This window comes from Clostridioides sp. ZZV14-6153 (assembly GCF_020657855.1).
Classification (GTDB): Bacteria; Bacillota; Clostridia; order Peptostreptococcales; family Peptostreptococcaceae; genus Clostridioides.
Map to the genome: position 1 here is coordinate 35,567 of NZ_JAGWCZ010000019.1, position 25,137 is coordinate 60,703.

Genomic DNA, 25,137 nt, shown 5'->3' on the forward strand with positions numbered 1-25,137 from the left:
TTTTTTTTAATTGCATCAAAAATTAATTGTAATTATAATTAACTCTTTAAATATTATACAATATCATAGCTTTAGAAACATAGTCTATAAATGCACTATAATAAATTTAAATAATACAATATATTAAGATATGATATTAATATATAAAAAATTACAAACTAGATAAAGGTTTAGTATATTAAAAGATATATTAGAAATATAATTAGAAAAACTGAAAGGACAATATGATTATTTAGTATAAGTTTTAAACAGAGAAGCAAGTATGTTCTTACCTCTCTATTTAAAAATAAAAAAATGTTTTTTAAGGGCTACTTTATTTGAATCTCTCCCATCTCAAATCATCTCCAGTAAATTCTAAAATTCTAAACTTGTCTAAAATCCTAGATAGAATTCTTTGAGTATAAGTATTTCCTATTTGAGATGGTGTTAAGTTGGTTGATATAATAATTTTTTTACCAGTAACAAGTCTTGTGTTTACAATATTGAAAATCTCTCCACTAGTAAAAGAATTATTAAGTTCAGTACCAAGGTCATCTATTATTAATAAATCACAATCAAACAAGTTTTTATAATTTTCTTCACTTATTTGATTGTTTGGGTCTCTTCTAAATTTATAGTCTTCAAGAATATCTAAAATTCTAAAAGAAGTTTGATAGATTACAACATTACTTTTGTCTAACAATTCTTTTGCAATACAGTTACACATGTATGTTTTACCTAGTCCAGTAGAACCATAAAACAATAGGTTTTCATTATTATCCACCTTAAAGTCATGAACAAAATTTTCGCAGATACTTAGATTATTTAACATGTTTTCTCTTGGAGAGATTTCTCCATCGGGACTCTTCTTAGGAGAAAATATATTCAAGTTAAAATTCGAAAAATTTTCCTGACTTAAAATTCTATCTAAGTTAGACATTTTATAAGCCTCATTTACAATTTCTTGTTTTAGACAAGAGCATTTTTCACCATTAGGTAAAAATCCTTTGTCTTTACAAGAGTCACATTGAAACTTTATTTCTAAGTAATCAAGAGATATATTATTTTTAAGTAAAAGTTCTTCTTTTCTCAATTTTAAAGATTCTATAGTTTCCTTAGACTCATTTACAATTTCATCTTTAGATTTAGGATTCAAAAGAACTGTTTTAGCTAAGTTAAGACCTATTTTAGAAATCTCATCATCTATAGATTTTATCTCAGGAATCCTATTATAGACTTCATTTTTTCTATGTTCTAAGAGTAGTTCATTTTTATCTCTTTTATTGGCATATTTAGCCAGTATTTTTCTTATTTTATCTTCATTCATTTAATCACCTACTTAAACTTTTCTTTTTGACTTTTTTTAATAATTTCATCGAGTTCATCAGATGTATATTGAGTAAATGTTTCGTTGAAATTATGAAACTTAGTTTTCTTGTAAGTATTGTTGTTTTGAGTAGTATTAATCTGCTTTTTATTAATATTCTCCTTAACTATACGTTCTTCCTCTTTTTGCTTTAAATCATTTAAATTTTTTATATTTTTTTCGTGCCAATTTTTAATTATTCCATTTATATAAGATATACTTGGGTTTGGTATATTCTTAGATTTAGAACATGCATTTACTATTAAGTCCATATCCATGTCAAATTTATCAAACCAAGCATCCATAAGTTCTTTTTCTGATTTCGTTGCTTGTCTTGAAAATCCCAATTCATTGAAAATAGTTTTATATAAAATATATCGTTCGCTTCTAATTAAGAAGCTATCTTCAACATCTTTTGGGGTATATAAATTTGAATCATACCAGTTTCTAATAATGCCTTCGATGTATTTAACTGGTTTAGATGTACCAGTTTTATCTTTAACATATTCATAAGCACAAAGTATCATATCAGGGCCCATGTTGTATTTATTCATTACATCCATAATACTTATTTTTTCGCTTGGGTCAAGATATCGACCAACTATTTTATTTATAGAATTGAACATCTTTCTAATACTTGGATTTTCAGAAGTAGATACAACTTTATCTGTATTAGATTTTACAGATGAATTATTACCTAATATATTTTCGATATAGAAATTCTTTAAATCTAAAAATTCTATTGAATAATTAAAATTATCAGATTCTCCATTGTCATGTATTTTTATAATCTTTTTTTCTTCCCAGAATTTCCAAGCAGATAGTACATCAGACAAAGGTATATTTAGGTTCTTGGCTATTGAGCTATTGTCAAACTTAGGATTAGAAGTAATATCACATGCCTGTCTATAGCCTAAAAGATAAACTTTTACGTATAACCCGTCCGCCATTGGCATAAATATATCTATAAAGATATTGGGAATAGTGATTTCACCTAAATCTATTTCATTGCTTTCTTTGAAAAACATTTTATCACCTCAGATTAAATTATATCATTTTTTGTATTACATTTGGTTGTAAACAAATAAAAGGTCATAAGATTAGCATGTAAATATTTTCTAAAAGTATTCATTTTAAAAAGGAGGAGATATTTTGGTTATAAAATTCAACCAAAAAGTAAGAAGAACATTATCAGTAGCAATTTTATTTATGGTACTAATAATAGGTTGCTTCATAGAAAAGGATGACAGTTTAGAAGCATACAAAGAAAAATCTAATTCAAAGATAAATCAATATAATATGGATGTTATATTTGATGATGAAACTAAGAGGTTAATGTGTAATCAGAGTGTTGAGTACATAAATAATACAAAATCAAATATGGATAAAATATATTTCCATATATATCCGAATGCTTTTTCTAAAAAAGAATTTGCTCCTTTTGAAAAAGATGAGATGACAAGAGCCTATCCTAATGGATTTAATGAAGGATATATAGATATAAAAAACATACTAAATAATAGTAGTAAAATGGAATATAAAATCAAAGGAGATAAAAATGATATATTAGAAATAGAATTAGGAAAAGAGTTAAAGCCAAATGAAAAGATATCACTGGATATAAAATATAATGTAAAAATACCAAACTCAGTGGGAAGATTTGGATATGGAGAAAACACTATAAATATTACTAATTGGTTTCCTATAGCTTGTGTTAATGATGAAAGAGGATGGAATATAAAGAGTTATGAAACTATTGGAGACCCATTTTATAGTGAAACTAGTGATTTTCATGTGAAACTATTGATTCCAAATAAGTATAAGATTGCTCATACAGGTAAACTTGTTAATGATAAACATGATAACAAGAAAATGTTGTATGAAATAGAGGCTGAAAACGTTAGGGATTTTGCGTTTATATTAAGTAGTAAATTTGATGTAAATAAAGTAGATTCAAAGGGAGTAGCTATTAGTACATACAATTTAAATAAGAAGCTTTCTAGCAGAGCAACAGAGATTGCAAAAGATTCAATAAATATATTTAGTGAGTTGTTTGGCAAATACCCATATAAAGAATATTCTGTTGTAGCAAGTGATTTCTTTATAGGTGGCATGGAATATCCTATGCTTGTTATGATAGACCAAGGCTTATATAATGAAAAAAATGAGTTTTTGCTTGAGTATGTTATAGCACATGAAACAGCGCACCAATGGTGGTATTCTGCTGTTGGAAACGATGAAATAAGTGAACCTTGGTTAGATGAAGCTCTTACTGAATACTCTACAATAGTTTATTTTGAACAAAAATATGGAAAAGAAATGGCAAATAAACTTATAAAAACTATGCAAATACAAACAAAGAGTTATTTGAGTGAAAACATATTTAAACCATCAAATGAGTATAAGAATTCTACTGAATACAGTTTAAATGTTTATACAAAAGGAGCAACAGCTTTTAATGAAGTAAGAAAAGAGGTTGGGGATAAGGTATTCTTTGAAACACTAAATGAGTATTATAATAAATACAAACATAAAAATGCTAATGGAAGAGCCTTTGTAGAGTTATGGAACAGTAAAGGGGTAGATATAAATAAGATTATAAGTGAATACAAGTAAATTTCGTACAGAGTATTAAATTTTATTTAATACTCTGTTTTTTTGGTATAATATAATTTATAAGGCAGAAAAAGAGGTGAAATAATGCTAAAGTATTGTTCAGTAGGAAGTGGTAGTAGTGGAAATTGCCACTATATAGGATATAAAAATACTAATATACTAGTAGATGCAGGATTAAGTGGAAAGAGAATAACTACAGGTCTTAAAGACATTGGAGTAGATTCAGATAAATTAAAAGGGATATTTATAACTCATGAGCATATTGACCATATAAAAGGGGCAGGGATATTATCAAGAAAGTTTGATATACCAGTGTTTGCTAATATAAAGACATGGTGTTCTATGAAAGACAAGCTTGGTGATATTAAGGATAAAAATATGAAGGTCTTTGAAAATGATAAAACTTATTCATTAGGAGATGTTATAGTAAGGCCTTTTTCGATAGAACATGATGCAGCTGACCCAGTTGGATATAATTTCTATACAGAAAACGATGAAAAAATGTCTATAGCTACTGATATAGGGTGTATAACTGAAAATATAAAAAAACATCTATATAAATCTAAATTAGTGGTATTAGAATCAAATTATGACCCTAATATGCTTATGATGGGTTCATATACATATGCTTTAAAGAAAAGGGTAATGTCAAATACTGGACATTTATCTAATGAAGATGCAGCAAATTTCTGTGTTGAACTTATTGATAAAGGTACAGAATCTATATTATTAGCACATTTAAGTAAAGAAAATAATTTTCCAGAATTGGCATATGAAACTTCAAAAGGAGTATTAGCATCAAATGATATAGTAGTTGGGCAGGATGTAAAACTAGATGTATTATCACGTAATGATGTTTCTAATGTTTATAAGATGAAGTAGAGGTGAATAACTTTGCTAAAAAGAAATTTCGAAAATGTTGAGGATAATAAAATCTTATATTCTATAAAGCAAGGGATGATTTTAGCAATACCTGCTATTATGACTGGTTCAATTGCTCTTGTTATTTTGAATCTTCCAATAAAAATTTATCAAGAATATATAGCAAGTTTATTTAATGGTGAAATTTCAAATATTCTTACATTTATAAATGATTCTACTTTAGGAATTATCTCATTGATAATATTGTTGACAATAAGTTATAGCTATGGAAAAATCTATGGGAGCAAGTATACAGTACTTGTTCCTATCGTTGCAATGTGTTCTTTTTTAGTGTTTTCACATGGTAATGAACTGGATTCTTATGTGGAAATATTTAAAACAAAGTGGTTGTTTACAGCTATTATTGTTTCCATAACGTCTTCTATATTATTTGTAAAGCTCACAGAATCGTTTATTACAAGTGTAAAATTTCATACAGAAGGGGCAGATGCTGATTTTAATATGGTTGTTTCAGCAATAATTCCCTTCATAATTGTAGTATTTTTATTTTCTATTTTGCGTGTAATAGTAATAAATCTAATTGGAAGTTCGAATTTTCAAGATATATTTTATAATTTATTCTCAAATATATTTAAGAGTATGGGAAGAAACCTTATGAGTGCTTTGCTGTTTATATTTCTAATGCATTTTATGTGGTTCTTTGGTATTCATGGGAGCAACGTACTTGATACAGTTGCAAAAAATTTATTTGAAAATGGAATGGCAATTAACATAAATTTAGTTAACAATAATCAATTACCAACAGAAATTTTTACTAAGACTTTTTTTGATACAATGGTTTTATTGGGTGGATGTGGAGCTTTGTTATGTTTAGTAATTGCCATTTTTCTTAGTGAGAAGCGTATAAATGTAAGGAAGCTGGCTAAAATTGCTTCAATACCAGCTCTTTTTAATATAAATGAAATGTTAGTTTTTGGGATTCCGATTGTTTTTAACTATATTATGTTCATACCTTTTATAATTACACCTATAATTCTAACAATTACAAGTTATGTAGCTATGGCTACAGGGCTTGTACCTTGTACAGTTTCTGCTGTAGAGTGGACATCACCGATATTTTTAAGTGGATATATGGCTACGGACTCAATAAGAGGAAGTTTGTTGCAATTGTTTAATTTGTGTGTAGGAGTTATGATTTATATTCCATTTATAAAGATGTCACAAAATAGATATATTTACATGTTCAAAAATAATATAGAAAACTTAACAAATTTAGTAAAGAAGTGTGAATTAACAGGAGAACAACCAAATATTTTAAATCACAGTGGAAAAATAGGTTCAATCTCAAAAATGCTAGCATCGGATTTAAAGTTTGCTATGAAAAAGGAAGAAATAGAGCTTTTTTACCAACCGCAAGTTAATTATGATGGAAATGTTGTAGGGGCAGAGGGATTACTTAGATGGAGACATTCAATAGGGGGATTTATTTATCCACCACTTGTTATACTTTTAGCTAAAGAAGAAGGTTTTTTAGATGAACTTGGAGAGTATATTATTAATAAAGCTTGTATTGATTTAAAGAAAAGTGAAAGCTTACTAATAAATCCTATTAAATTTTCTGTAAATATATCTCCAGACCAACTTAATGACCCTAATTTGCCAGAGCAAATAAAAAATATAATTGAAAATAAGAATATCAATCCTAATATGCTTGGCATAGAAATCACGGAGCAAGTTGCACTGTCAGGCTCCCAGATAATCATTGAACGTATAAATGCGATACATGACTTAGGAATAAAGCTTATTATGGATGATTTTGGAATGGGACATAGTTCTCTTATATACCTTCAAAATAATAATTTTGATATAGTTAAGTTAGATGGCTCTCTTGTTAAAGAGATACTTATAAACAAAAGAAGTAGTGAAATCATAATGTCTATTGTAAATCTTTCAAAAAACCTAGATTTTGATATAATCGTGGAGTATGTTGAAAATTTAAATCAGAGAGATAAGTTGTATGGCCTAGGATGTGAAATATATCAAGGATATTATTATAGTAAAGCTATACCTTTTGAGGAGTTTATAGATTATGCAAATCGAGCACTTGCTAAATAACTTTTCTAATGATTTGTAAGTTATATTAGTATATAAATTTGTAATAAGATTAAGTTTAGGAGAAGTATATGAATATAAGTATAGTTGTAGTAGGTAAAATTAAAGAAAAATATTTAAAGTTAGGTATTGATGAATTTAGAAAGAGACTTTCTAAGTATTGTAAGTTGGAAATTATAGAGCTAGATGATGAAAAAGCTCCAGAAAATTTAAGTGCCAAGGAAATGGAAATTATAAAAGATAAAGAAGGAAAGAGAATTTTAGGGAAGATAAAGCATAATAGTTATGTTATAGCTTTGGCTATTGATGGAAAGAATTTGTCTTCTGAAGAACTTGCTAAGACCATGAGTGATTTAGCAGTTAGAGGAAATAGTAGTATCTGTTTTATAATAGGAGGTTCTTTAGGACTTTCTGATGAGGTCTTAGCTAGGGCTGATTATAGATTGTCTTTTTCTAGGATGACTTTTCCTCATCAGATGATGAGATTGATATTGTTAGAGCAGATTTATAGGGCTTATAGAATAAATAATGGAGAACCGTATCATAAGTAAGTAATACGGTTTTATTTTTTATATGTGAAATGATATACAGTTACTTATAATAAAATTTGTATTTAATTTGATAAAAATAGGTAGCTCTAAAGCATTTACATAGAAAGTTGTATAGTTACAACCTATAATTTATTTTTTTATAAAAGGGGGGAGTTTGAATAACTAATATCCAATAGCAAAATATTAAATTATTAATAAAATATAACAACGAATTATAAATTGGTAGAAAGGAAGTATATAATGCAGTATGTATTAATTCATGGTCTTGGACAAAATTCATCAAGTTGGGATAAAGTAATTTCTTATATGAGAGGACAAGAGAGGCTTATATGTCCAGAATTATCTTTATTTCTAAGAGAGAGAGATGTAACGTATTCGAATCTATATCAATCCTTTTCACAGTATTGTGATGATTTTTCGGAACCTTTAAACCTATGTGGACTTTCATTGGGGGGAGTTCTTGCATTAAATTATGCGATAGATAATCCTTCAAAAGTTAAATCCTTGATATTGATAGCGACACAATATGAAATGCCAAAAGTATTACTCAAACTTCAAAATATTATTTTTAGATTTATACCTCAGAAATCTTTTAAGGGTATGGGACTTAGAAAGAAAGATTTTATTGAATTAATAAATTCAATGATGAATTTAAATTTTAGTGAAAATCTAAAAAATATTTCATGCCCTGTGTTGGTTATATGTGGAGAAAAAGATAAAGCAAATAAAAAAGCTACAAGTAATATAGCTAAAGGTATAATAAAATCAGAAATTCAATTTGTGAAAAATGCTGGACATGAGGTAAATACCGATTCACCAAAAGAATTAGCAAAAATAATCAGATTCTTTTATTGTAAACAAAAACTATAATAATACAAATTACTAAATAGATTTGATACAACTGAACCAAATAAATATAAGATACATAAAATTCAATTTAAAGAGGTGTTTTTTTAGATGGTATGATTTATACTTCTATATAAATTTTGTGAGTTGATTGTTGATGGTGAGCCGTATCACAAATAAGTGATACGGTTTTTTCAGTTTAGCAATTAATAATATTAAAATAATAAAAAAGTATTGAAAGTATATTACATTTGAGGTAGAATTAAATAAAATATTATAACATTATAATGTTTAAGTTGATTGTTAATAAAAATTTGGAGGTAAATATATGATAAAAATAATGTTGGCTTGTTCAGCGGGAATGTCTACAAGTTTATTAGTTACTAAGATGGAAGATGCAGCTAAAGAAAGCGGTATAGAGTCACAAATTTGGGCAATACCAGAATCAAATATACAAAATGAAATAGAAAAATGTGATGTTTTATTATTAGGGCCACAAGTTAGATATGTATTGTCTAAGGCTCAGGAAATAGCTAAGCCACATAATATACCAGTAGAGGTTATAAATATGATGCACTATGGTACAGTTAATGGAAAAGCTGTTTTAGATAGAGCAATAGAACTTAACAACGCTAAGTAATAGAAAATATAACGTATTTTTAATATATAAATTGGGAGAATCAAGGGATGGACGAAAAGATTATAGAGATTTCTTTTGGTATAATAGGCTATGCAGGTGAAGGTAAAGGATTAGCTTTTGAGGCAATACAAGAAGCTAAAAATGGAAACATAGAAAAAGCAAAAGAATTATTAAAAGAGTCTAAGGAAGTTATAAATAAGGCGCATAGATACCAAACAGAATTAATACAAAATGAAGCTAGTGGGAATAAGACTGAAATGAGTGTTATACTTGTACATGCACAAGATCACTTAATGAATGGTATGAATTTTCAACAGTTAGCTGAGGAAATAGTTGACTTACATTTGAGGTTACAAGATAAATAAAAATTAAAGAGAATAAAATGAAAGAGTTCTAAAAATATAAATTATGTACTGCACACCAATCGTTAGAATGTTGGTTCAATAATTGAAGTGTAGTACACTAAGTTTATTTTGAGGACTCTTTTTATATTGAGTTTAAAGTTAATGTATATTTACTATTAATAGTATAAGATTATATGTTATAATATTATAACATATAATTTAAGAGGTGAATCATGTTAAAAAATCAACCATTATATATACAAGTCGTAGAGATATTAAAGCAAAAAATATTAAATAATGAATATAAAATCGATGAAAATATTCCAACAGAAAGAGAGTTAGAGCAAGAGTTTGGGGTTAGTAAAATTACTGTTAGAAAAGCTATTGAGATATTAGAATCAGAAGGATATGTAGAGAAAAAGAGTGGAAAAGGGACAAAAGTAATAAGCAATAGTCTTTTTAATAAGCTATCTAAGGCAGATTCTTTTTCAAGCATACTTTTATCTAAAGGTCATAAGTTATCTAAAGAGACTATTTCAATTGAAAAAATTATAAATGATACAAACTCACAAGTATTTAGTATATTTGGAGAAAAATGTAGCAAGATTACTAGAATGTATTACTTGGATAGTAAACCATATATATATTTTACTCATTATATACCTTTTGACGAAAATCTAACTGTTGAAAGTTTTAATAATGAAAGTTCTTTATATATGTATTTATATAGGAGAGATATAAATATAACTAGGTTTGAAGATGAATTTTTTATAGAAGAATCAGAACTGGAAGTATCAAAGGCTCTAAATCTAGAAAAAGACACATTACTTGGAAGAAAGAGAAAGACCTATGATGAGAATGATAGTATCGTTGAGTTATCATTTGCAAGATACAATACAGAAGTACAAAATTATGTAATTAAATATGAAATATAATATAATAAAAATCCTGAGTTTATTAAAATGATAATATGCTCAGGATTTTATTTTATAAAAATAAATAAGATTATAACATTATGATGTTTACAATTAAAGATTATAATGTTATAATCTTATTAATCAAATAAGTGATATTATCAATTGCATAAAAATTAGTTTTCATCATGAAATCGTTATTGTGTTGTAAATAAAGGGGAATATCACTAATATAGGGGGGAACTATGGAAAAATTCGCAAGTTTTTTAGAGCGTAAGATTATGCCTGTAGCAGCGAAGATAAGCAATCAAAGACATATGAGAGCTGTAAGAGCAGGTATAATAGCAACATTACCACTAACGATAGTGGGATCATTTTTTACAATATTATTAAACATACCTATTGATGCTTATATGGATTTTATAGCTCCATTCAGAGAAACGTTAGATATACCGTTTAGATATACTGTAGGATTTTTATCTCTATACGCTACTTTTGGAATAGCGTCGTCACTTGCTAAAAGTTATAATCTAGACACAACAGGTGTTGGGATGCTTGCAGTTATGGCATTTTTAGTTTCTACAATAGTTCCAACTCAAGTAGTTGAACCAGTAGGGGGAGTTATAGAAGCTGGTAGATGGATGGATATGGCGAAACTTAATTCACCATCATTATTTGGAGCAATCGTAACATCATTAATTACAGTTGAGATATATCGTTTCATGAAGGAAAAGAATATTACAATTAAGATGCCAGCAGGGGTGCCACTAGAGGTTTCAAACTCATTTACTGCATTATTACCAACAGCAGTAGTACTAATGTTATTCTGGGTAATAAGACATATATTAGGATTTGATATAAGTTCAGCACTAAGTGCTATGTTATCACCTTTAAAAGGATTCTTATCAGGAAATAGTTTAGGTGGTGGAATACTAACAGTATTCTTAATAACAGTATTCTGGGTACTTGGAATACATGGTCCAGCTATAATGGGTCCAGTAATAAGACCTATATGGGATATGTCTATAGCAGAAAATATAACTGCATTCACAGAAGGAGTATCAGCTCATGCAATGCCAAATATATTTACAGAACAATTTTTACAATGGTATGTATGGATAGGAGGAGCAGGAGCTACTCTTGCATTAGTTGTAATGTTTATGTTTTCTAAGTCAAAATACCTAAAAAGTTTAGGCAGATTAGGATTTTTACCAGGATTATTTAACATAAATGAACCTATAATATTTGGAGCACCAATAGTTATGAATCCAATACTAGGAATACCATTTATAATTGGGCCTATAATAATGACAGTTCTATCGTATGTTCTTACTATTACAGGTATTATACCTATGATGGTAGCAAGATTACCATTTGCAATGCCAGCACCAATAGCAGCAGTAATGAGTACTAACTGGAGTATAATGGCAGGTATCTTAGTATTAATCAACTTTGCGATATCATTTGTTGTTTATTATCCATTCTTCAAGGTTTTTGAAAAGCAACAATTACAAAGAGAGCAAAAAGAAATGAGTGAAAGTTTATAAAAATACATATAATAGAAGTTTTGTACTGTATATAATATAGAAAAAACTTACAAATTATTAAAGGTGAAGGTAGGAGGAATTATCTTCACTTTTATTTTATATATCAAAAAAAGTGTAATTTTAGGAGGAGAAAGATGGAAAGAAGATTAGGAATATCAGTATATCCAGAGCATAGTAATATGGAAGATGATAAGACATATATAAAAATGGCTTCAAAGTATGGATTTAAAAGAATATTTATGTGTATGCTTTCAATTACAAGACCAAAGGAAGAGGTTAAAAAACATTTTAAAGAGATTATAACTTATTCAAGAGACTTAGGATTTGAAGTAATCCTTGATATAGCTCCAAATATATTTGATATATTAGAAATATCTTATGATGATTTAACATTTTTTAATGAGTTAAGTGCTAGTGGAATAAGACTTGACTATGGATATGATGGAAGTAAAGAAGCTATGATTTCTTTCAATCCATATGATTTAAAAGTAGAGCTAAATATGAGTAATGATGTAGCGTACTTAGATAATATAATTACTTACAAGCCAAATGTAAATAATATATATGGTTGTCACAATTTTTATCCTCAAAGGGGTACAGGCTTGCCATATGATTTCTTTGTAAGATGTTCAAATAGATTTAAAAAGTATGGAATAAGAACTGCCGCTTTTGTTAATTCAAAATACGCAACAATAGGACCTTGGAATATAAATGATGGACTGTGCACACTTGAAATGCATAGAAATTTAGATATAGCTACAGCAACTAAGCACTTATTCGCAACTGGTTTGATTGATGATGTTATTGTAGGAAATGCATATGCAAGTGAAGATGAATTAAAAAGAATGTCTGAAGTAAATAAATATCAAGTTGTATTTAGTGTAGTAGCTGAGGAAAAAACTTCTGAAGTAGAAAAAACAATAATAGTAAATGAGCAACACTTTAGAAGAGGGGACATAACTAATCAGGTAGCAAGATCTACAGAGGTAAGAAAAAAATATGCTAAAGAAAATTTCCCTAAACATGATAATACGGGCATCTTTAAAAGAGGAGATGTAGTGATTGGTAATGATGACTTTGGAAAGTATAAAGGGGAATTACAGTTGATACTTCAAGATTGTGAAGATGAAAGAAAAAATAAGGTTGCCAGAATAACAGAAGATGAAATAATACTTTTGGACTTTATTGAACCTTGGAGTAAATTTAAGCTTGTTTTAGAGGGAGAGTAAAGTGAAGATAGACATATTAATCAAAGGTGGAAAAACAGTAGATAAAAGTATAATTGATATAGCTATATTAGATGATAAAATAATAGAAGTAAAAAATCAGATAGATGATTCTAAGTATCAGGCAAACCAAATTATAAACCTAGACGGAAAGACATTTATTAGCGCAGGGTGGATAGATATACATACACACTGCTACGAAAGGTTAGAGATTTATAAAGATTATCCTGATGAGGTTGGAATAAAAAGTGGAGTTACTACTGTAGTAGATACAGGGACAACAGGTGCTTTAGATATAGAGAAATTTTATGAGGATACTAAAAAGTACAAAACAAACGTGTATGCTTTAATAAATATTGCTAAGCAGGGAATAACATCTCAAGATGAACTTTCAAATATGATGAACATTGATGAGGATGAACTTAAAAATGCAGTTAAAAAATATAAAGATTTTGTTGTTGGAATCAAAGCTAGAATGAGTAAAAGTGTTGTAATTTCAAATGGAATTGAACCTTTGAAGTTAGCTAAAAGAATTAAAAAAGAACTTAATCTACCTATGATGGTTCACTTTGGAAGTTCTCCTCCAACTATAGAGGATATATTAGGTTATATGGAAAAAGGAGATATATTAACTCATATATATAATGGAAAACCAAATGGAATATTAAAAGGTAATAAGATTAAAGAGGAAATTATAGAAGCTAGAGAAAGAGGTATAATCCTTGATGTAGGTCATGGAACAGAAAGTTTTAGTATGGATGTTGCAATGAAAGCTAAGGATGTGGGACTTTTTCCAGATACCATAAGTACAGATATATATATTAAAAATAGAATAAATGGTCCAGTATATAGCTTATCTACAACAATGGAAAAGTTTATATATATGGGTTACTCACTTGAAGATATAATAAATAAGGTTACTAAAAATGCAGCAAATGCAATAAACTTGAAAAATAAAGGTTTAATAAAAGAAGGATATGATGCTGATTTAACTATATTTGACGTGGTGAATGAAGAAAAAGAACTTCAAGATTCTTTGAATAAGTCAGTAATCACAAATACGTCCATAAAGCCAAGAGCGGTAGTAATTAATGGAGAGTATTTGAATATAGGTGAGTCTACAAAGGAGAATGAATAGGAAGGAGAGAATATTGTATGAGTAGTGTATTTGAAAAGTACTCTGTAAGACGTGTTATAAATGCCTCAGGTAAGATGACTATACTAGGGGTGTCAACATTAGATAAGGAAGTTATTGAAGCAATCGGTGAAGGGTGTAAAAATTTCTTTATAGTAGAAGAACTTGTAAATAAAACAGGTGAATATATAGCAAATTTATTAGAGTGTGAAAGTTCAGTAATAGTTTCTAGTGCATCTGCTGGAATTGCACAGAGTGTAGGTGCAATGATAGCAAGGGATGATATGAGTCTAGTTTACAATATAAATAATCCTAAAAAGCAAGTTAAAAGGGAAATAATAATTCCAAAAGGGCATAATGTTGACTATGGAGTCCCAGTAGAAACAATGATAAGACTTGGAGGAGGAGAAGTTGTTGAGGCTGGCTATGCTAATATGTGCAACAAGGAACATATAAGAAGAGAGATAAATTACAATACAGCGGCAATTATGTATATTAAATCTCATCATTGTGTTCAAAAGAGTATGCTAAGCGTATTAGATGCAGTACAAGTTGCCAAAGAATACAATTTACCTTTAATAGTAGATGCAGCGGCAGAGGAAGATTTAAAAGTATACTATGAACTAGGAGCAGATTTAGTGATATACAGTGGCGCAAAGGCTATAGAGGGACCTAGTTCAGGGTTAGTAATAGGTAAGAAAAAATATATAGATAATGTAAAGCTTCAATCAAAGGGTATTGGAAGAGCTATGAAAATAGGAAAAGAAAATATAGTAGGTTTAACATGTGCAATTGAGAGATATATAAATAATGATAAAGTAACTTTAAAAGAAATGGAGGATAAGCTAAATCCATTTATAGACAAGATAAATACTCTAAATGGGATAAGTGCTAATATAACTAGAGATTCAGCGGGCAGAGAAATACTGCGTGGAGAAATTAATTTTAATGAAGATATAATAAATAAATCAATACAACAAATTATAAATGAGCTTAGAGGTGGAGAGATATCCATATACACTAGAGATTATAAGGCTAATGAAGGCAAGATAGAGGTTGATATAAGAAGTGTAAGTAAAGATGATTTAGATATTATTTATAATATAATAAAAGAGATAATAGAAAAATAGAAAATAAGGTAAATAAAACGATAATGACTTATTAAATTAAATTTTACTAGAAGAGGGGATTAATATGAATTGTACACCAAAATATTATAAAGATAGAGTTTGTTTAAATGTTCTTGCAGGAAACATAAAAAATGCTAAAGAAGTATATGATGCTTGCGATGGGCATGTATTAGTAGGAGTACTATCGAAGAATTATAGTACTGTAGAAGCAGCTATTAAAGATATGAAAAAGTATTCAAAGGAAATAGATAATGCAGTATCTGTAGGACTTGGAGCTGGAGACCCAAATCAATCAAATATGGTATCTCAAATTTCTAAAGAACTTCAACCACAACATATAAACCAAGTATTTACAGGTATAGCTACATCTAGAGCATTACTTGGTCAAGACAATAGCATAATAAATGGATTAGTTTCTCCAACTGGTAAGCCAGGATTTGTAAAGATATCTACAGGTCCATTAAGCTCAAAGGAGGAAGATGGTATAGTTCCTATAGAGACAGCTATAGCTATGATGAAGGATATGGGAGGAAGTTCAGTTAAGTTTTTCCCAATGGGAGGGCTTAAAACAAAAGATGAATATATAGAAGTTGCAAAAGCTTGTGCAAAGCATGACTTTTATCTAGAGCCAACAGGAGGTATAGACTTAGATAACTTCAAAGAGATAGTTCAAATTGCACTTGATAATGGTGTAGAAAAAGTTATACCTCATGTTTATACATCAATAATTGATAAAGAAACAGGTTGTACAAAAGTAGAAGATATAAAAACACTTTACAAAATAATAAAAGAATTATTGGGGTAGATTTATGAATATATTAGCTTTTGGTGAAATAATGATGAGACTTTCAGTACCTGATTATAAGTTTTTAACACAAACAGACCAATTAAATTATGTAATTACAGGTACAGGGTTAAATATATTATCTGGACTTCAAAATTTTGGATACAATACCTATATGTTAACAAAGTTGCCTAATAACAATGTAGGTAAAGCATCAAGTGCAAACATAAGAAAGCTTGGAGTAAAAGATGATTTTATTACATATGGAGGAAATCATATAGGAGTATATTTTCTTGAGACTGGATATGGAGAAAGGCCTTCAGAAGTGACTTATTTAAATAGGCTAAATAGTTCATTTTGCGAGAGTAGGCTACAAGAATATGATATTGATAATTGTCTAGAAGGAATAGATGTAGTCCACATATGTGGGATTGCTATGCAACTTACAGATTCAGTTAAAGAGATTGCTTTAGAACTAGCTAAAAAGTCTTATGAAAAGGGGATAAAAGTATTCTTTGATTTTAATTTTAGACAATCGCTAAATCCAGACAAGACTTATGATAATTTAGTAGATGATTATAAAAAAATACTACCATATTGCCATGGATTATTTGCTAGCTATAGAGATATAAATAAAATACTTAATATAGACGCTCTAGATATAAAATCGAGTTCAGAATTGATTAAAAAAGAGTATGATATAGAAATTGTGGCTGGAACTATGAGAAGATTTGATGATATGAACAATAGATTTATAAAGGGATATATATCAAATAATGATGGCTATTTTGAAAGTAAGGAATATAAGTTAGAAATATATGACAGAGTTGGTGCTGGAGATGGATATGTAGCAGGAATTATATATTCATATTTGGAAAAGATGAGCAATGAAGATATAGTTGAGTTCGGGGTTGCTAGTTCAGTGCTAGCCCATACAACTTATGGGGATAATTCTTTAGTAAGTACGAATCACATATTTAGACTTATGAACAATGAAAAATTAGATATATTGAGATAGTATTAATAATGAATGAAAAATTAAATAATAAGTAGATAGAAAATAGCATTAACCATAGAAAGATGGTTAATGCTATTTTTATAGTTAATATTAATTAATTTTATATTATAGAAATAAATTTTTCTAATGCTGGATTTGTATTGTTTTTATTCCATACAACTACAACTTCTATTCTATTTTGTACTTCATTTATGGGTACAATTGCAATATCCTGCTTTATCATAGTATCTACAACACAAAATGAAGGTAAAATGGATATACCCATATTAGAGGCAACTAATGATTCAATAGTATTAAGATCATTTGAACGTTGCACAACATTAGGTACAAATCCCGCTTCACGATATCTATTTTGTATCATGGACTTCTGCCCATATTCATCGCCTGTTTCCTTTACAAAAATAAACTTCTCATGTTGTAGCTCAATTAAATCAATATAATCCTCATTGCAAAGTGGATGACCAGGGGGTAAAAGAGCTACCAAAGAATATCTTTCTACAGTTTTATATTCAAAATCTTTTAATGGTTGATTTTCTGGATTAATAACAAAGGCAAGATCCATAAAATTATTTTTCACTAAGTTTAAAAGTTCAGTTATCTCGTTAGTACAAATTTCCATAGATATATTAGGGTATGTATTAGAAAATTCTTTTAAATATTGTTGAAATTTGTTTTTTTCATATCCTATTAAGATTCCAATACTCAAAGTTCCAAAAGAACCATGTGCAAATTGTTGTGTTTTTTCAATAGCATCATTGATATTTTTTATTATAGTACGTGCCTCAGATAAAAAAACTTTTCCAGCTGGGGTTAGTTCAACATGTCGTTTACTTCTTGTAAATAGAGTTACATTTATTTTTTCTTCTAAAGCTTTTATTTGTTGTGTAATAGCAGTTTGGGAAATATAAAACTTTTCTGCTGTTTTGGTAAAACTTAGATTTTCTGCTACAGATATAAAATATTCTAATTGTTTAGTATTCAAATAATCACCCCTATTTAAACTTGATTGTTTGTAAACATTGTTTATATATAATTAAAACTTATTATAGTATAAGAAAATTTACCTTTAAAGAATATTGGAAAATATTTGTATAAAAATATATGTTTTAAACATATCTTTATACTAGATTTTATAAACTTATTAATAAGAATAACTTATATATTCCCATGAAAACGATATTGGATTTAAGTAAGTTTGTCCCATAAAATGAAAGTATACCAATTAATAATATTTTAAATGAGAAAGGAGAAAAAATGGAGGATAAATTTTACGCAAAAGGAAAAGGAAATAACGGATATGTTAAAAACCTTGAAGTTTGTTCCTTTAATGACTTAGATGGAACTTGTGGAATGTTTCAAATGGCTCTGTACAAAAGAGATGAAAAATACTATTTATATGGATGTTGTTTTGGAGGAAGCAAAAAAAATGGAGTAATGATTAGTGATGTTACAGATCCTTATAATCCACACTTTATAAAACATTTTCAAATGTTAGATCCAAAAGAGTACCCTACAACAACAACTCCAAAAATTCAAATAGCAGATGGTTTAATGATAGTAGCTATGAGCTGTGGAAGTGGGCCAGGAGCACTTGTTGACCAAGCTAAATTAGCAAGTATTAAGTGCGAAGCAGGAATTAGAATATATAGTTTAAAAGAAGACCCTTTAAATCCTAAGTTTTTAGGATACTGGGATTGTGGATTAAAGCATGTAATGGGTGTCCATAGATTTATGTATAATGGTGGAAGATATGTCCATTTATCAAGTGATTGTGTTGGTTTTGAAGGTTTGATTTATAGAGTCATAGATATAATAGATCCAACTAATCCAGTGGAAATAGGTAAGTGGTGGAGACCAGACCAATATGCAGATGGATATCCAAATAGAACTTTTGATCCAGGGGCAGCTCATTGTCCAGAATTTATGGATAAAGGATGGCTTCATGGACCTCCATTTGTAAGAGATGGAAAAGCATATTGTGGTTATGGTGGAGCAGGTTTAGTTGTACTAGATGTTGAGGATTTAACAAGACCAAGATGTTTAGGTGAATTACCATTTATGCCTGCATTTTCTAGTAGACTTGCAGGAGCAAGAACTCATACAGCACTACCATTACCAGAAAGAGATTTAGTTGTTGTGCAAAATGAGGGAGAACGTTTCCAATTTTTTAAGCCAGAGAATATTACAGATGTTCAAGCCATGAATAATATACATATGGTTGATGTTAGTAATCCAACAAGACCAACATTAATTGCTCAATTCCCATATCCTGAAGTACCGAAGGATTTCCCATATCCTAACTTTAATGTTGCAGGGCTAGGAAAACCAGGGCCATTTGGACCACATAACCTTCATGAGCCAATGGATAATAAACCATGGCTAGAGCAAAGAGGAGATAGAGTATATTGTTGTTATTTCCATGCAGGATTAAGGGTTTATGATGTATCAGATCCATATTACATCAAAGAGTTAGCATATTTTATACCACCAAATCCAAATAAAACACCAGAAGAATCTTATTTCCCAGGATTCCCTGGACCACGCTTGGCAGTAACAGAAGATCTTATTGTTGATGATAGAGGTTACATCATCATAGATGCCTTAGATGATGGATTCTATATATTAAAAATGAAAGAATATTAATAAATGCTAAAGAGGGAGAGTTGAAAATGAAAATACTAGGTATTTCTTTTGGAACAAAAAATGGAAATAATGACACAATGTGTAAAGTGGCACTTAAAGGTGCTCAAGAAGCAGGAGCTGGAGTAGAATTTATTCAAATGTCATCTCTTAACATTAAACATTGTACTGGATGTTGTGCATGTGTTAAGAATTTATTATCTGGAAAAGGTAGTATGTGTGTATTAAAGGATGATTTTGAATGGTTACTTGACAAAATGAAAGGTGCAGATGGGATAGTAGTTTCAGACCCTATCTTTGAAGAAGGAGCATCAGGATTATTCCATACTATAATGGATCGTTTTGGACCAAGAGCAGATAGAGGAAATAATATTATAGGAACAAAAGTTGCAGAAGCTACAGGAGGAAAAATTCCAGACCCAAGAATGCTTAATGATAAAGTAATATCATTCATGGGAATAGGAGGATCAGACTGGGGTACAAGAGTTCAATGTGAGCATGCTATGCTAGCCTTAATACCAATGTGGAAAGTTATAGATAATGCTTGGTTCCCATGGGCAAAGGAATTAGTAATGGATGACTCAAAACTTGCTCAAGTTCATCAAATAGGTTTAAACATAGTTGAAGCAGCAAAAGATTTTGACAAAGCTTTATACCAAGGAGAAGAAGGAGTCTGTCCACATTGTAATAATAGATTATTCTATCTTGAGCCAGGTACTAAAAAATCAATATGTGCTCTATGTGGTATAGTTGGAGAATTAGATACTGCAAGTGGAAAAACTGTATTTAGTTTCCAAGAAGAACAATTAGGTCATGCTCATGATACTTTAGCAGGCAAGTTTATACATGGTGATGATATTAAGAAAATGGAAGGCCATTATGCAGAAGTTCGTAAAACACCAGAATTTAAAGAAAGAAAAACAGCTTACAATTTTATAGAACCATCAACAAAAGAAAAGCATGTTGAACTTTCATTAGGAGAATAATTAAAATTTATAGTATCTATGATTGCAAATCCAATAGCAATGAGGTTGGTGGGAATGAGGCAAGCTATAGAAGCTATTAATTATAATATAGGAAATGGATAGAAAGAAAAAAGAAATATTAACACTAGCTATAGGGATTGCTTTACTACCTCCTTTATGGGCAGTGTTAGCACCTTATATAGGAATAAAAACTGGAGCTGTAGCACTTATTTGTGCAGGACTATATGTAACAAATGGTAATAAACGAAAAGATGGATTAAAAATAATGTTCGGTTTTTGGTGTGGAGATTTATGGGCAGTTTTGGCCATTTTAATTATGGAGTGTATGAATTTCAATCCAAACCTAGAATTATTTTTAACTCTTAGTATATTAGGATTTTTTGCAGTTATAATTGCATCTTTATTTGAAAAAATAATATTCCTACCAGCATGGCTTTGTGGTTGGGCCATAGGTCTAACTATTATGACAGGTGAAAGTATTATTAACTTACAAGGTCTTTATATTCAAATTGCTGTGGCTATGGTAGTAGGAGTGTGGTATGTAGGAGCAGGTGTAGATTTATTTACTATGTGTATTTTGAAGAAAGATAAAAAAACGGGAAATTGAAAGCATGTGAATATAATTTGATTATAGGAGAATGTTTATGGGATTTGAATTTAAAATAATGAGAAGTTTAATATATGTAGGACTTGCTAAGGAAGAGTATAGACCTAAATTAATGGACTGGTTATATCGCTACCATATTCCAGATAGTATTAGTAATTTTGGACCATATTGTACTAAATATGCTTTTTATCAAGCGTATCCTACACCAGATGAAGGCGAACGTTTTGGTGTACGTAAGATGCAATTAACAGAGCACTATTGGATTGTAGATGAACATATGCCTGAAATGGCAAATAGAATTATGACAGAATACATGCCTATGGATGTTCTCCGTTGGCAAGGGTGTATACCAGATGTGGAGAATAAAAAAGTTCATGAGAATGCAGAAAGTGGAGATGCAGGACGTGCAGTAGGTGGGGATAACGGATGTCCACCATTTATATTTGCTTTTGTTCCAATAAACTGGGAAGAAGATTTTAGAGGAAAAGGGCGTACTGTACAAGATGGACCAAACTATCGCTGGCAATTTATGATTAAGTATCCAGATGGCATTTCTAAAGAAGAAGGAGAAAAATGGTTCTATGATGAAGTAGTTCCATACTTTACAAACTGCTGTTATGTTAATCGTTTTGTAAGTAGTAAAATTATGATTAACTATGGAGCAACTGCCTTTGATCGTGTAGTAGAACTATGGTTTGAAGGAGAAGAAGAATGGTATAAAGCTGTGGTTGAAGGGACAAAATCATTTATCAAAAAGCCAGAATGGGCACAAGAAGAAGAGTTCCCATATTTAAAGCCGCAATTTAATATTGCATCAGTATTCTTAGGCGATATAGCAACTATGGATGCATATTCACAGTATCGTGGATATATTCCAATGAGATAAAAATTATAATTCATAACAAGCAAGTGGTGCACAATGACTATTATAGGCATCCGGTTTAGCCATAGTATCTCAAGTAAGTGGTGTGGCAATTGAAGTTGGACAATATGTATCAGCAAGTACAATAGCTACAAGTTGTTGGATTGATTTCAATTTTTAGGTGATATTCTTAATTATTCAACATTTATAGTAATGGTTATAGCTGTTATATGTAGTTTTATATTTATATTGATGATAAATAAGGCTAATAAATATGAAATAACAGCATTAGAATAAATTGATAATATTTGTTAAAAAAGAATTTAGAGTGTATTTAAAGATTAAGATGTTCCCTTTATGGTAGACAGTTGAAATAATAAAACTGTTAGAATAAAGGGAATATTTTTATGTCTAGGAAATCTTTTGAAATAAAAATTAAATATGTGCAAGAATATATTGTAAGTAAAGTATTATTATTAGAAATATGTAGACAAGATAATATTTATAACTTATCATATTAACAAGTTTACACTTGGCTTAGGAAATATAAAGCTAATGGACAAGAATCTCTTACTGATAATAGAGGTAAAAATAGATAAATACTCAGTTAAAAATGTACTAGAATTATTAGATGAGAAATGGTGTACTCATGTTTTGGAGAAATAAAAAGAGTAATTCCAAAGATTAAGAAATACTAAGCTGATTTTGACAATTCGAGATTTAGAAGATGCTGGAATTGTTAATAGGAAGCAATTTAATGAACATAAAGAGCATATATCAATAATAGGAGAATACAATGTATACAATTGGACAAGTATCTAAATTTTTAGGTATATCTAGAGATACACTAAAATTTTATGAAGACAAGGGATTAGTAAAACCTAAGAAAAATGATGAAAATGGATATAGAAAATATAATCAGTTTGATATATATGATATTACAACGATAAATTTTTATAGAGAAATTGATATCGAAATTAAAAAGATTCAAGAAATAATGAAAAGCAAGAGTATAAATAATTTAGAGCTTTTGCTAGAAGAGAAAGAACAAATCATATTGGAAGAAATAGAATATAAAAAGCTTCTTTTAAAAAAGATTCAGTTAATTAAAGAAGACTGTGACAAAATTAAAAAATATTTTGGGAAATACGCAATAAAAGAAATGAAACCTTTAGAAGTAAAGGGTAGAATAAAAAGTGTTACTGAATATGATGAATATGAAACTTTAAGAGAGAATACAGAAAGTCTAAAAAAAGCAGTTACATTAACTGCTTTAAGAAGAGTAATAAGTTTTAGTCAAGAAGGCATAACAGGAGAGAAGTTTATAATTGTAAAAGAAATAGAGGGCTTTGACAAAAACATAGAAGGTGAAGTTCTCGCTCATCCAAATTGCATTTATACTATTATTGAAGATGGAAGATGGTCAACTGGAGGAGAAAATATTGATGATAAGGTGGAAGACCGATTAAGAAAAATAGCAATAGAAAATGGATATGACTTACTTGGAATAGTCTATGTTAACATATTGCTTACTACTTACGAAGAAGGGCTTGAACGCATATTTTTAGAAATATATGCACCTATAAAAAAATAATATAAAAAACATTGACCTGAGACTTACTCATAGGTTTAAACTCATTGTATAAGCAATTATAACTTATATAGCAGTTAAATATTAATTTGAAATGAGGGTTCTTATGAGAGTAGAGAAAACATTAAAAAGACCTATAGTAAGTTTTATTATTTTAACAAATATAATTTTCTTACCACTTTTTTTATTAGCATTAGCAACTAGAATGTTAAAACTTCCAACAGTGGTATCTGACATTACTTTGTGTATATCAGCCTGGTCATCAACTTTTGCATTTATGATATTATTTAAAAAAATTTACCCAGATGAAAAATTTCTAGTATATGTAAAAGATAGATTTAGAAATAAATTTAAATTTTCAATAGTATCTATAGTAATTAGTATACAAGTTTTAATAGCTATAGTAGTTATACTTATATTAACATCTAAAAATCATGGAATAATGCCTAGCTTCACAGTTTCATCATGGGGAGCGTTTATATATTTATTCTTAAAAAATTTATTTGCAGGTCCATTAGGTGAGGAATTAGGTTGGATAGGATTTGTTCAAAGTGAACTTCAGAAAAAACATTCTACTTTAAAAGCATCAATAATAGTAGGGTTTTGGTGGGGGATGTGGCATTTACCAATATGGTTTACAACAGGATTTACAGGGATTGATTTAATAAAATATATTATATTTTTTATGATTGCGATTATATCAACTAGTATTATAGTGGCAACTTTTTATAATTTAAATAAAACTTTGTTAGTATCTATTATAATACATCAACTATTTAATTTTCTAATTGGGATAATTAGTGGAAGTTTAATAGAACTTATAAAATACTATGCAATATTATATTTGGTATTTGCAATTGTATTGATAGCTATAAATCCAAGAAATGCACTATATAAAAAGTTTTCTAAAAACACAACACAAACTCTTTAAGAGTGTAAGGGAGAATCATGTCATAAATGAGTGATATGATTCTCCCTTACTTATTAATTAATTTTAAGTGAAAAATATTTGTAAGCATTCTCTTAAATCTGATTCTATTTTTAGTAGGTTTTTTATAAATAAAAAATTTATAGGATATTATTTACTGTTATGATAAAATATAAAGAAATTGTTTTAGGAACCTGGAGGAATAGATATGGTTTTATTGGTTGTTGATACACAAAAACTAATAACAAATGAAAAGTTGTATAATTTTCATGGATTTGTAGTAAACGTAGAGAATTTAATTGATACAGCAAGAAAAAATAATATAGAAGTAATAATCATTCAGTATTTTTGTTACGCTATCACTTAGTTATGTGTATAAAATATAGAAGAAAAGTAATAGATAACTCTATATCAGATAGACTAAAAGATATAT

Annotated in this window: 25 protein-coding genes and 1 pseudogene; 23 read left to right on the plus strand and 3 right to left on the minus strand. The window is 28.9% G+C overall.

Translation table 11 applies throughout. The features are described from left to right. Positions 1 to 313: 313 nt before the first annotated feature. Together KGF46_RS17425 and KGF46_RS17430 are read right to left on the minus strand one after the other, a co-directional pair. A complete protein-coding gene (locus KGF46_RS17425) occupies positions 314 to 1,306 on the minus strand; it encodes an ATP-binding protein (RefSeq protein WP_227828581.1) in 993 nt (330 codons plus the stop codon). Positions 1,307 to 1,314: 8 nt separating this feature from the next. Beyond that, a complete protein-coding gene (locus KGF46_RS17430; protein ID WP_227828582.1) occupies positions 1,315 to 2,373 on the minus strand; it encodes a DnaD domain protein in 1,059 nt (352 codons plus the stop codon). Positions 2,374 to 2,497: 124 nt separating this feature from the next. On the opposite strand from KGF46_RS17430, the gene KGF46_RS17435 reads away from it, so the two are divergent. The 14 genes from KGF46_RS17435 (at position 2,498) to KGF46_RS17500 (ending at position 17,090) form a co-directional block, all read left to right on the plus strand. Then, positions 2,498 to 3,961 (plus strand): M1 family metallopeptidase, encoded by a 1,464-nt coding sequence (locus KGF46_RS17435; RefSeq protein WP_227862200.1) that lies wholly within the window; start codon positions 2,498 to 2,500, stop codon positions 3,959 to 3,961. Between the two features lie 84 nt (positions 3,962 to 4,045). Next, complete coding sequence (locus tag KGF46_RS17440) at positions 4,046 to 4,843, plus strand: MBL fold metallo-hydrolase (protein WP_227828584.1); 798 nt, start codon at positions 4,046 to 4,048, stop codon at positions 4,841 to 4,843. Positions 4,844 to 4,855: 12 nt separating this feature from the next. Then, complete coding sequence (locus tag KGF46_RS17445; RefSeq protein WP_227839141.1) at positions 4,856 to 6,958, plus strand: EAL domain-containing protein; 2,103 nt, start codon at positions 4,856 to 4,858, stop codon at positions 6,956 to 6,958. Between the two features lie 68 nt (positions 6,959 to 7,026). Then, entirely contained in the window at positions 7,027 to 7,506 is a 480-nt protein-coding gene (gene rlmH / locus KGF46_RS17450) for a 23S rRNA (pseudouridine(1915)-N(3))-methyltransferase RlmH (RefSeq protein WP_227842993.1), read from the plus strand. 240 nt (positions 7,507 to 7,746) lie between these two features. Further along, on the plus strand, positions 7,747 to 8,376 hold the full coding sequence (locus KGF46_RS17455; protein ID WP_227862201.1) for an alpha/beta fold hydrolase: 630 nt from the start codon (positions 7,747 to 7,749) through the stop codon (positions 8,374 to 8,376). A gap of 304 nt (positions 8,377 to 8,680) precedes the next feature. Continuing rightward, the gene (locus KGF46_RS17460; protein ID WP_227828590.1) at positions 8,681 to 8,992 is read left to right on the plus strand and encodes a PTS sugar transporter subunit IIB; all 312 of its coding nucleotides are present in this window, start codon (positions 8,681 to 8,683) and stop codon (positions 8,990 to 8,992) included. 47 nt (positions 8,993 to 9,039) lie between these two features. Beyond that, the gene (locus KGF46_RS17465) at positions 9,040 to 9,357 is read left to right on the plus strand and encodes a PTS lactose/cellobiose transporter subunit IIA (RefSeq protein ID WP_227828591.1); all 318 of its coding nucleotides are present in this window, start codon (positions 9,040 to 9,042) and stop codon (positions 9,355 to 9,357) included. A gap of 212 nt (positions 9,358 to 9,569) precedes the next feature. Beyond that, positions 9,570 to 10,271 carry a GntR family transcriptional regulator gene (locus KGF46_RS17470; protein ID WP_227828592.1) on the plus strand — a complete coding sequence of 234 codons (702 nt, stop codon included), beginning with the start codon at positions 9,570 to 9,572 and terminating at the stop codon, positions 10,269 to 10,271. 224 nt (positions 10,272 to 10,495) lie between these two features. Continuing rightward, positions 10,496 to 11,797, plus strand: a complete 1,302-nt coding sequence (locus KGF46_RS17475) for a PTS sugar transporter subunit IIC (protein WP_227828593.1) — start codon at positions 10,496 to 10,498, stop codon at positions 11,795 to 11,797. A 134-nt stretch (positions 11,798 to 11,931) separates the two neighbouring features. Further along, complete coding sequence (locus tag KGF46_RS17480; RefSeq protein ID WP_227828594.1) at positions 11,932 to 13,026, plus strand: MupG family TIM beta-alpha barrel fold protein; 1,095 nt, start codon at positions 11,932 to 11,934, stop codon at positions 13,024 to 13,026. A 1-nt stretch (position 13,027) separates the two neighbouring features. Further along, entirely contained in the window at positions 13,028 to 14,161 is a 1,134-nt protein-coding gene (locus KGF46_RS17485; protein WP_227828595.1) for an amidohydrolase/deacetylase family metallohydrolase, read from the plus strand. 17 nt (positions 14,162 to 14,178) lie between these two features. Then, a complete protein-coding gene (locus KGF46_RS17490; RefSeq protein ID WP_227862202.1) occupies positions 14,179 to 15,288 on the plus strand; it encodes a DgaE family pyridoxal phosphate-dependent ammonia lyase in 1,110 nt (369 codons plus the stop codon). A 64-nt stretch (positions 15,289 to 15,352) separates the two neighbouring features. After that, positions 15,353 to 16,093, plus strand: coding sequence for a 2-dehydro-3-deoxy-phosphogluconate aldolase (gene dagF / locus KGF46_RS17495; RefSeq protein WP_227828597.1), 741 nt, complete (start codon positions 15,353 to 15,355; stop codon positions 16,091 to 16,093). Positions 16,094 to 16,097: 4 nt separating this feature from the next. Then, positions 16,098 to 17,090 carry a sugar kinase gene (locus KGF46_RS17500; RefSeq protein WP_227862203.1) on the plus strand — a complete coding sequence of 331 codons (993 nt, stop codon included), beginning with the start codon at positions 16,098 to 16,100 and terminating at the stop codon, positions 17,088 to 17,090. A 100-nt stretch (positions 17,091 to 17,190) separates the two neighbouring features. On the opposite strand, the gene KGF46_RS17505 is transcribed toward KGF46_RS17500, so the two are convergent. Further along, on the minus strand, positions 17,191 to 18,072 hold the full coding sequence (locus tag KGF46_RS17505; protein WP_227828599.1) for a LysR family transcriptional regulator: 882 nt from the start codon (positions 18,070 to 18,072) through the stop codon (positions 17,191 to 17,193). Positions 18,073 to 18,344: 272 nt separating this feature from the next. Between KGF46_RS17505 and KGF46_RS17510 the strand changes: the two genes are divergently transcribed. The 9 genes and pseudogenes from KGF46_RS17510 to KGF46_RS17545 all read left to right on the plus strand — a co-directional run. Beyond that, positions 18,345 to 19,733: a hypothetical protein gene (locus tag KGF46_RS17510; RefSeq protein WP_227862204.1), complete on the plus strand. Its 1,389-nt coding sequence runs from the start codon at positions 18,345 to 18,347 to the stop codon at positions 19,731 to 19,733. 26 nt (positions 19,734 to 19,759) lie between these two features. Then, positions 19,760 to 20,716 (plus strand): flavodoxin family protein, encoded by a 957-nt coding sequence (locus KGF46_RS17515; RefSeq protein WP_227828601.1) that lies wholly within the window; start codon positions 19,760 to 19,762, stop codon positions 20,714 to 20,716. A gap of 94 nt (positions 20,717 to 20,810) precedes the next feature. Further along, positions 20,811 to 21,323, plus strand: coding sequence for a DUF1097 domain-containing protein (locus KGF46_RS17520; RefSeq protein ID WP_227828602.1), 513 nt, complete (start codon positions 20,811 to 20,813; stop codon positions 21,321 to 21,323). A 31-nt stretch (positions 21,324 to 21,354) separates the two neighbouring features. Beyond that, a complete protein-coding gene (locus KGF46_RS17525; RefSeq protein ID WP_227828603.1) occupies positions 21,355 to 22,209 on the plus strand; it encodes an acetyl-CoA hydrolase in 855 nt (284 codons plus the stop codon). Between the two features lie 506 nt (positions 22,210 to 22,715). Next, positions 22,716 to 22,784 (plus strand): annotated as a pseudogene (locus tag KGF46_RS20420) (hypothetical protein); the annotation flags it as partial. A gap of 197 nt (positions 22,785 to 22,981) precedes the next feature. Beyond that, positions 22,982 to 23,779 (plus strand): MerR family transcriptional regulator, encoded by a 798-nt coding sequence (locus KGF46_RS17530; protein WP_227828604.1) that lies wholly within the window; start codon positions 22,982 to 22,984, stop codon positions 23,777 to 23,779. Positions 23,780 to 23,882: 103 nt separating this feature from the next. Further along, a complete protein-coding gene (locus KGF46_RS17535) occupies positions 23,883 to 24,707 on the plus strand; it encodes a CPBP family intramembrane glutamic endopeptidase (RefSeq protein WP_227828605.1) in 825 nt (274 codons plus the stop codon). A 205-nt stretch (positions 24,708 to 24,912) separates the two neighbouring features. Further along, positions 24,913 to 25,071 (plus strand): hypothetical protein, encoded by a 159-nt coding sequence (locus KGF46_RS17540; RefSeq protein WP_413926602.1) that lies wholly within the window; start codon positions 24,913 to 24,915, stop codon positions 25,069 to 25,071. Then, the coding region (locus KGF46_RS17545) for a transposase (protein ID WP_227862205.1) at positions 25,053 to 25,137 on the plus strand (85 nt) is incomplete at its 3' end. The genes KGF46_RS17540 and KGF46_RS17545, both read left to right, overlap by 19 nt.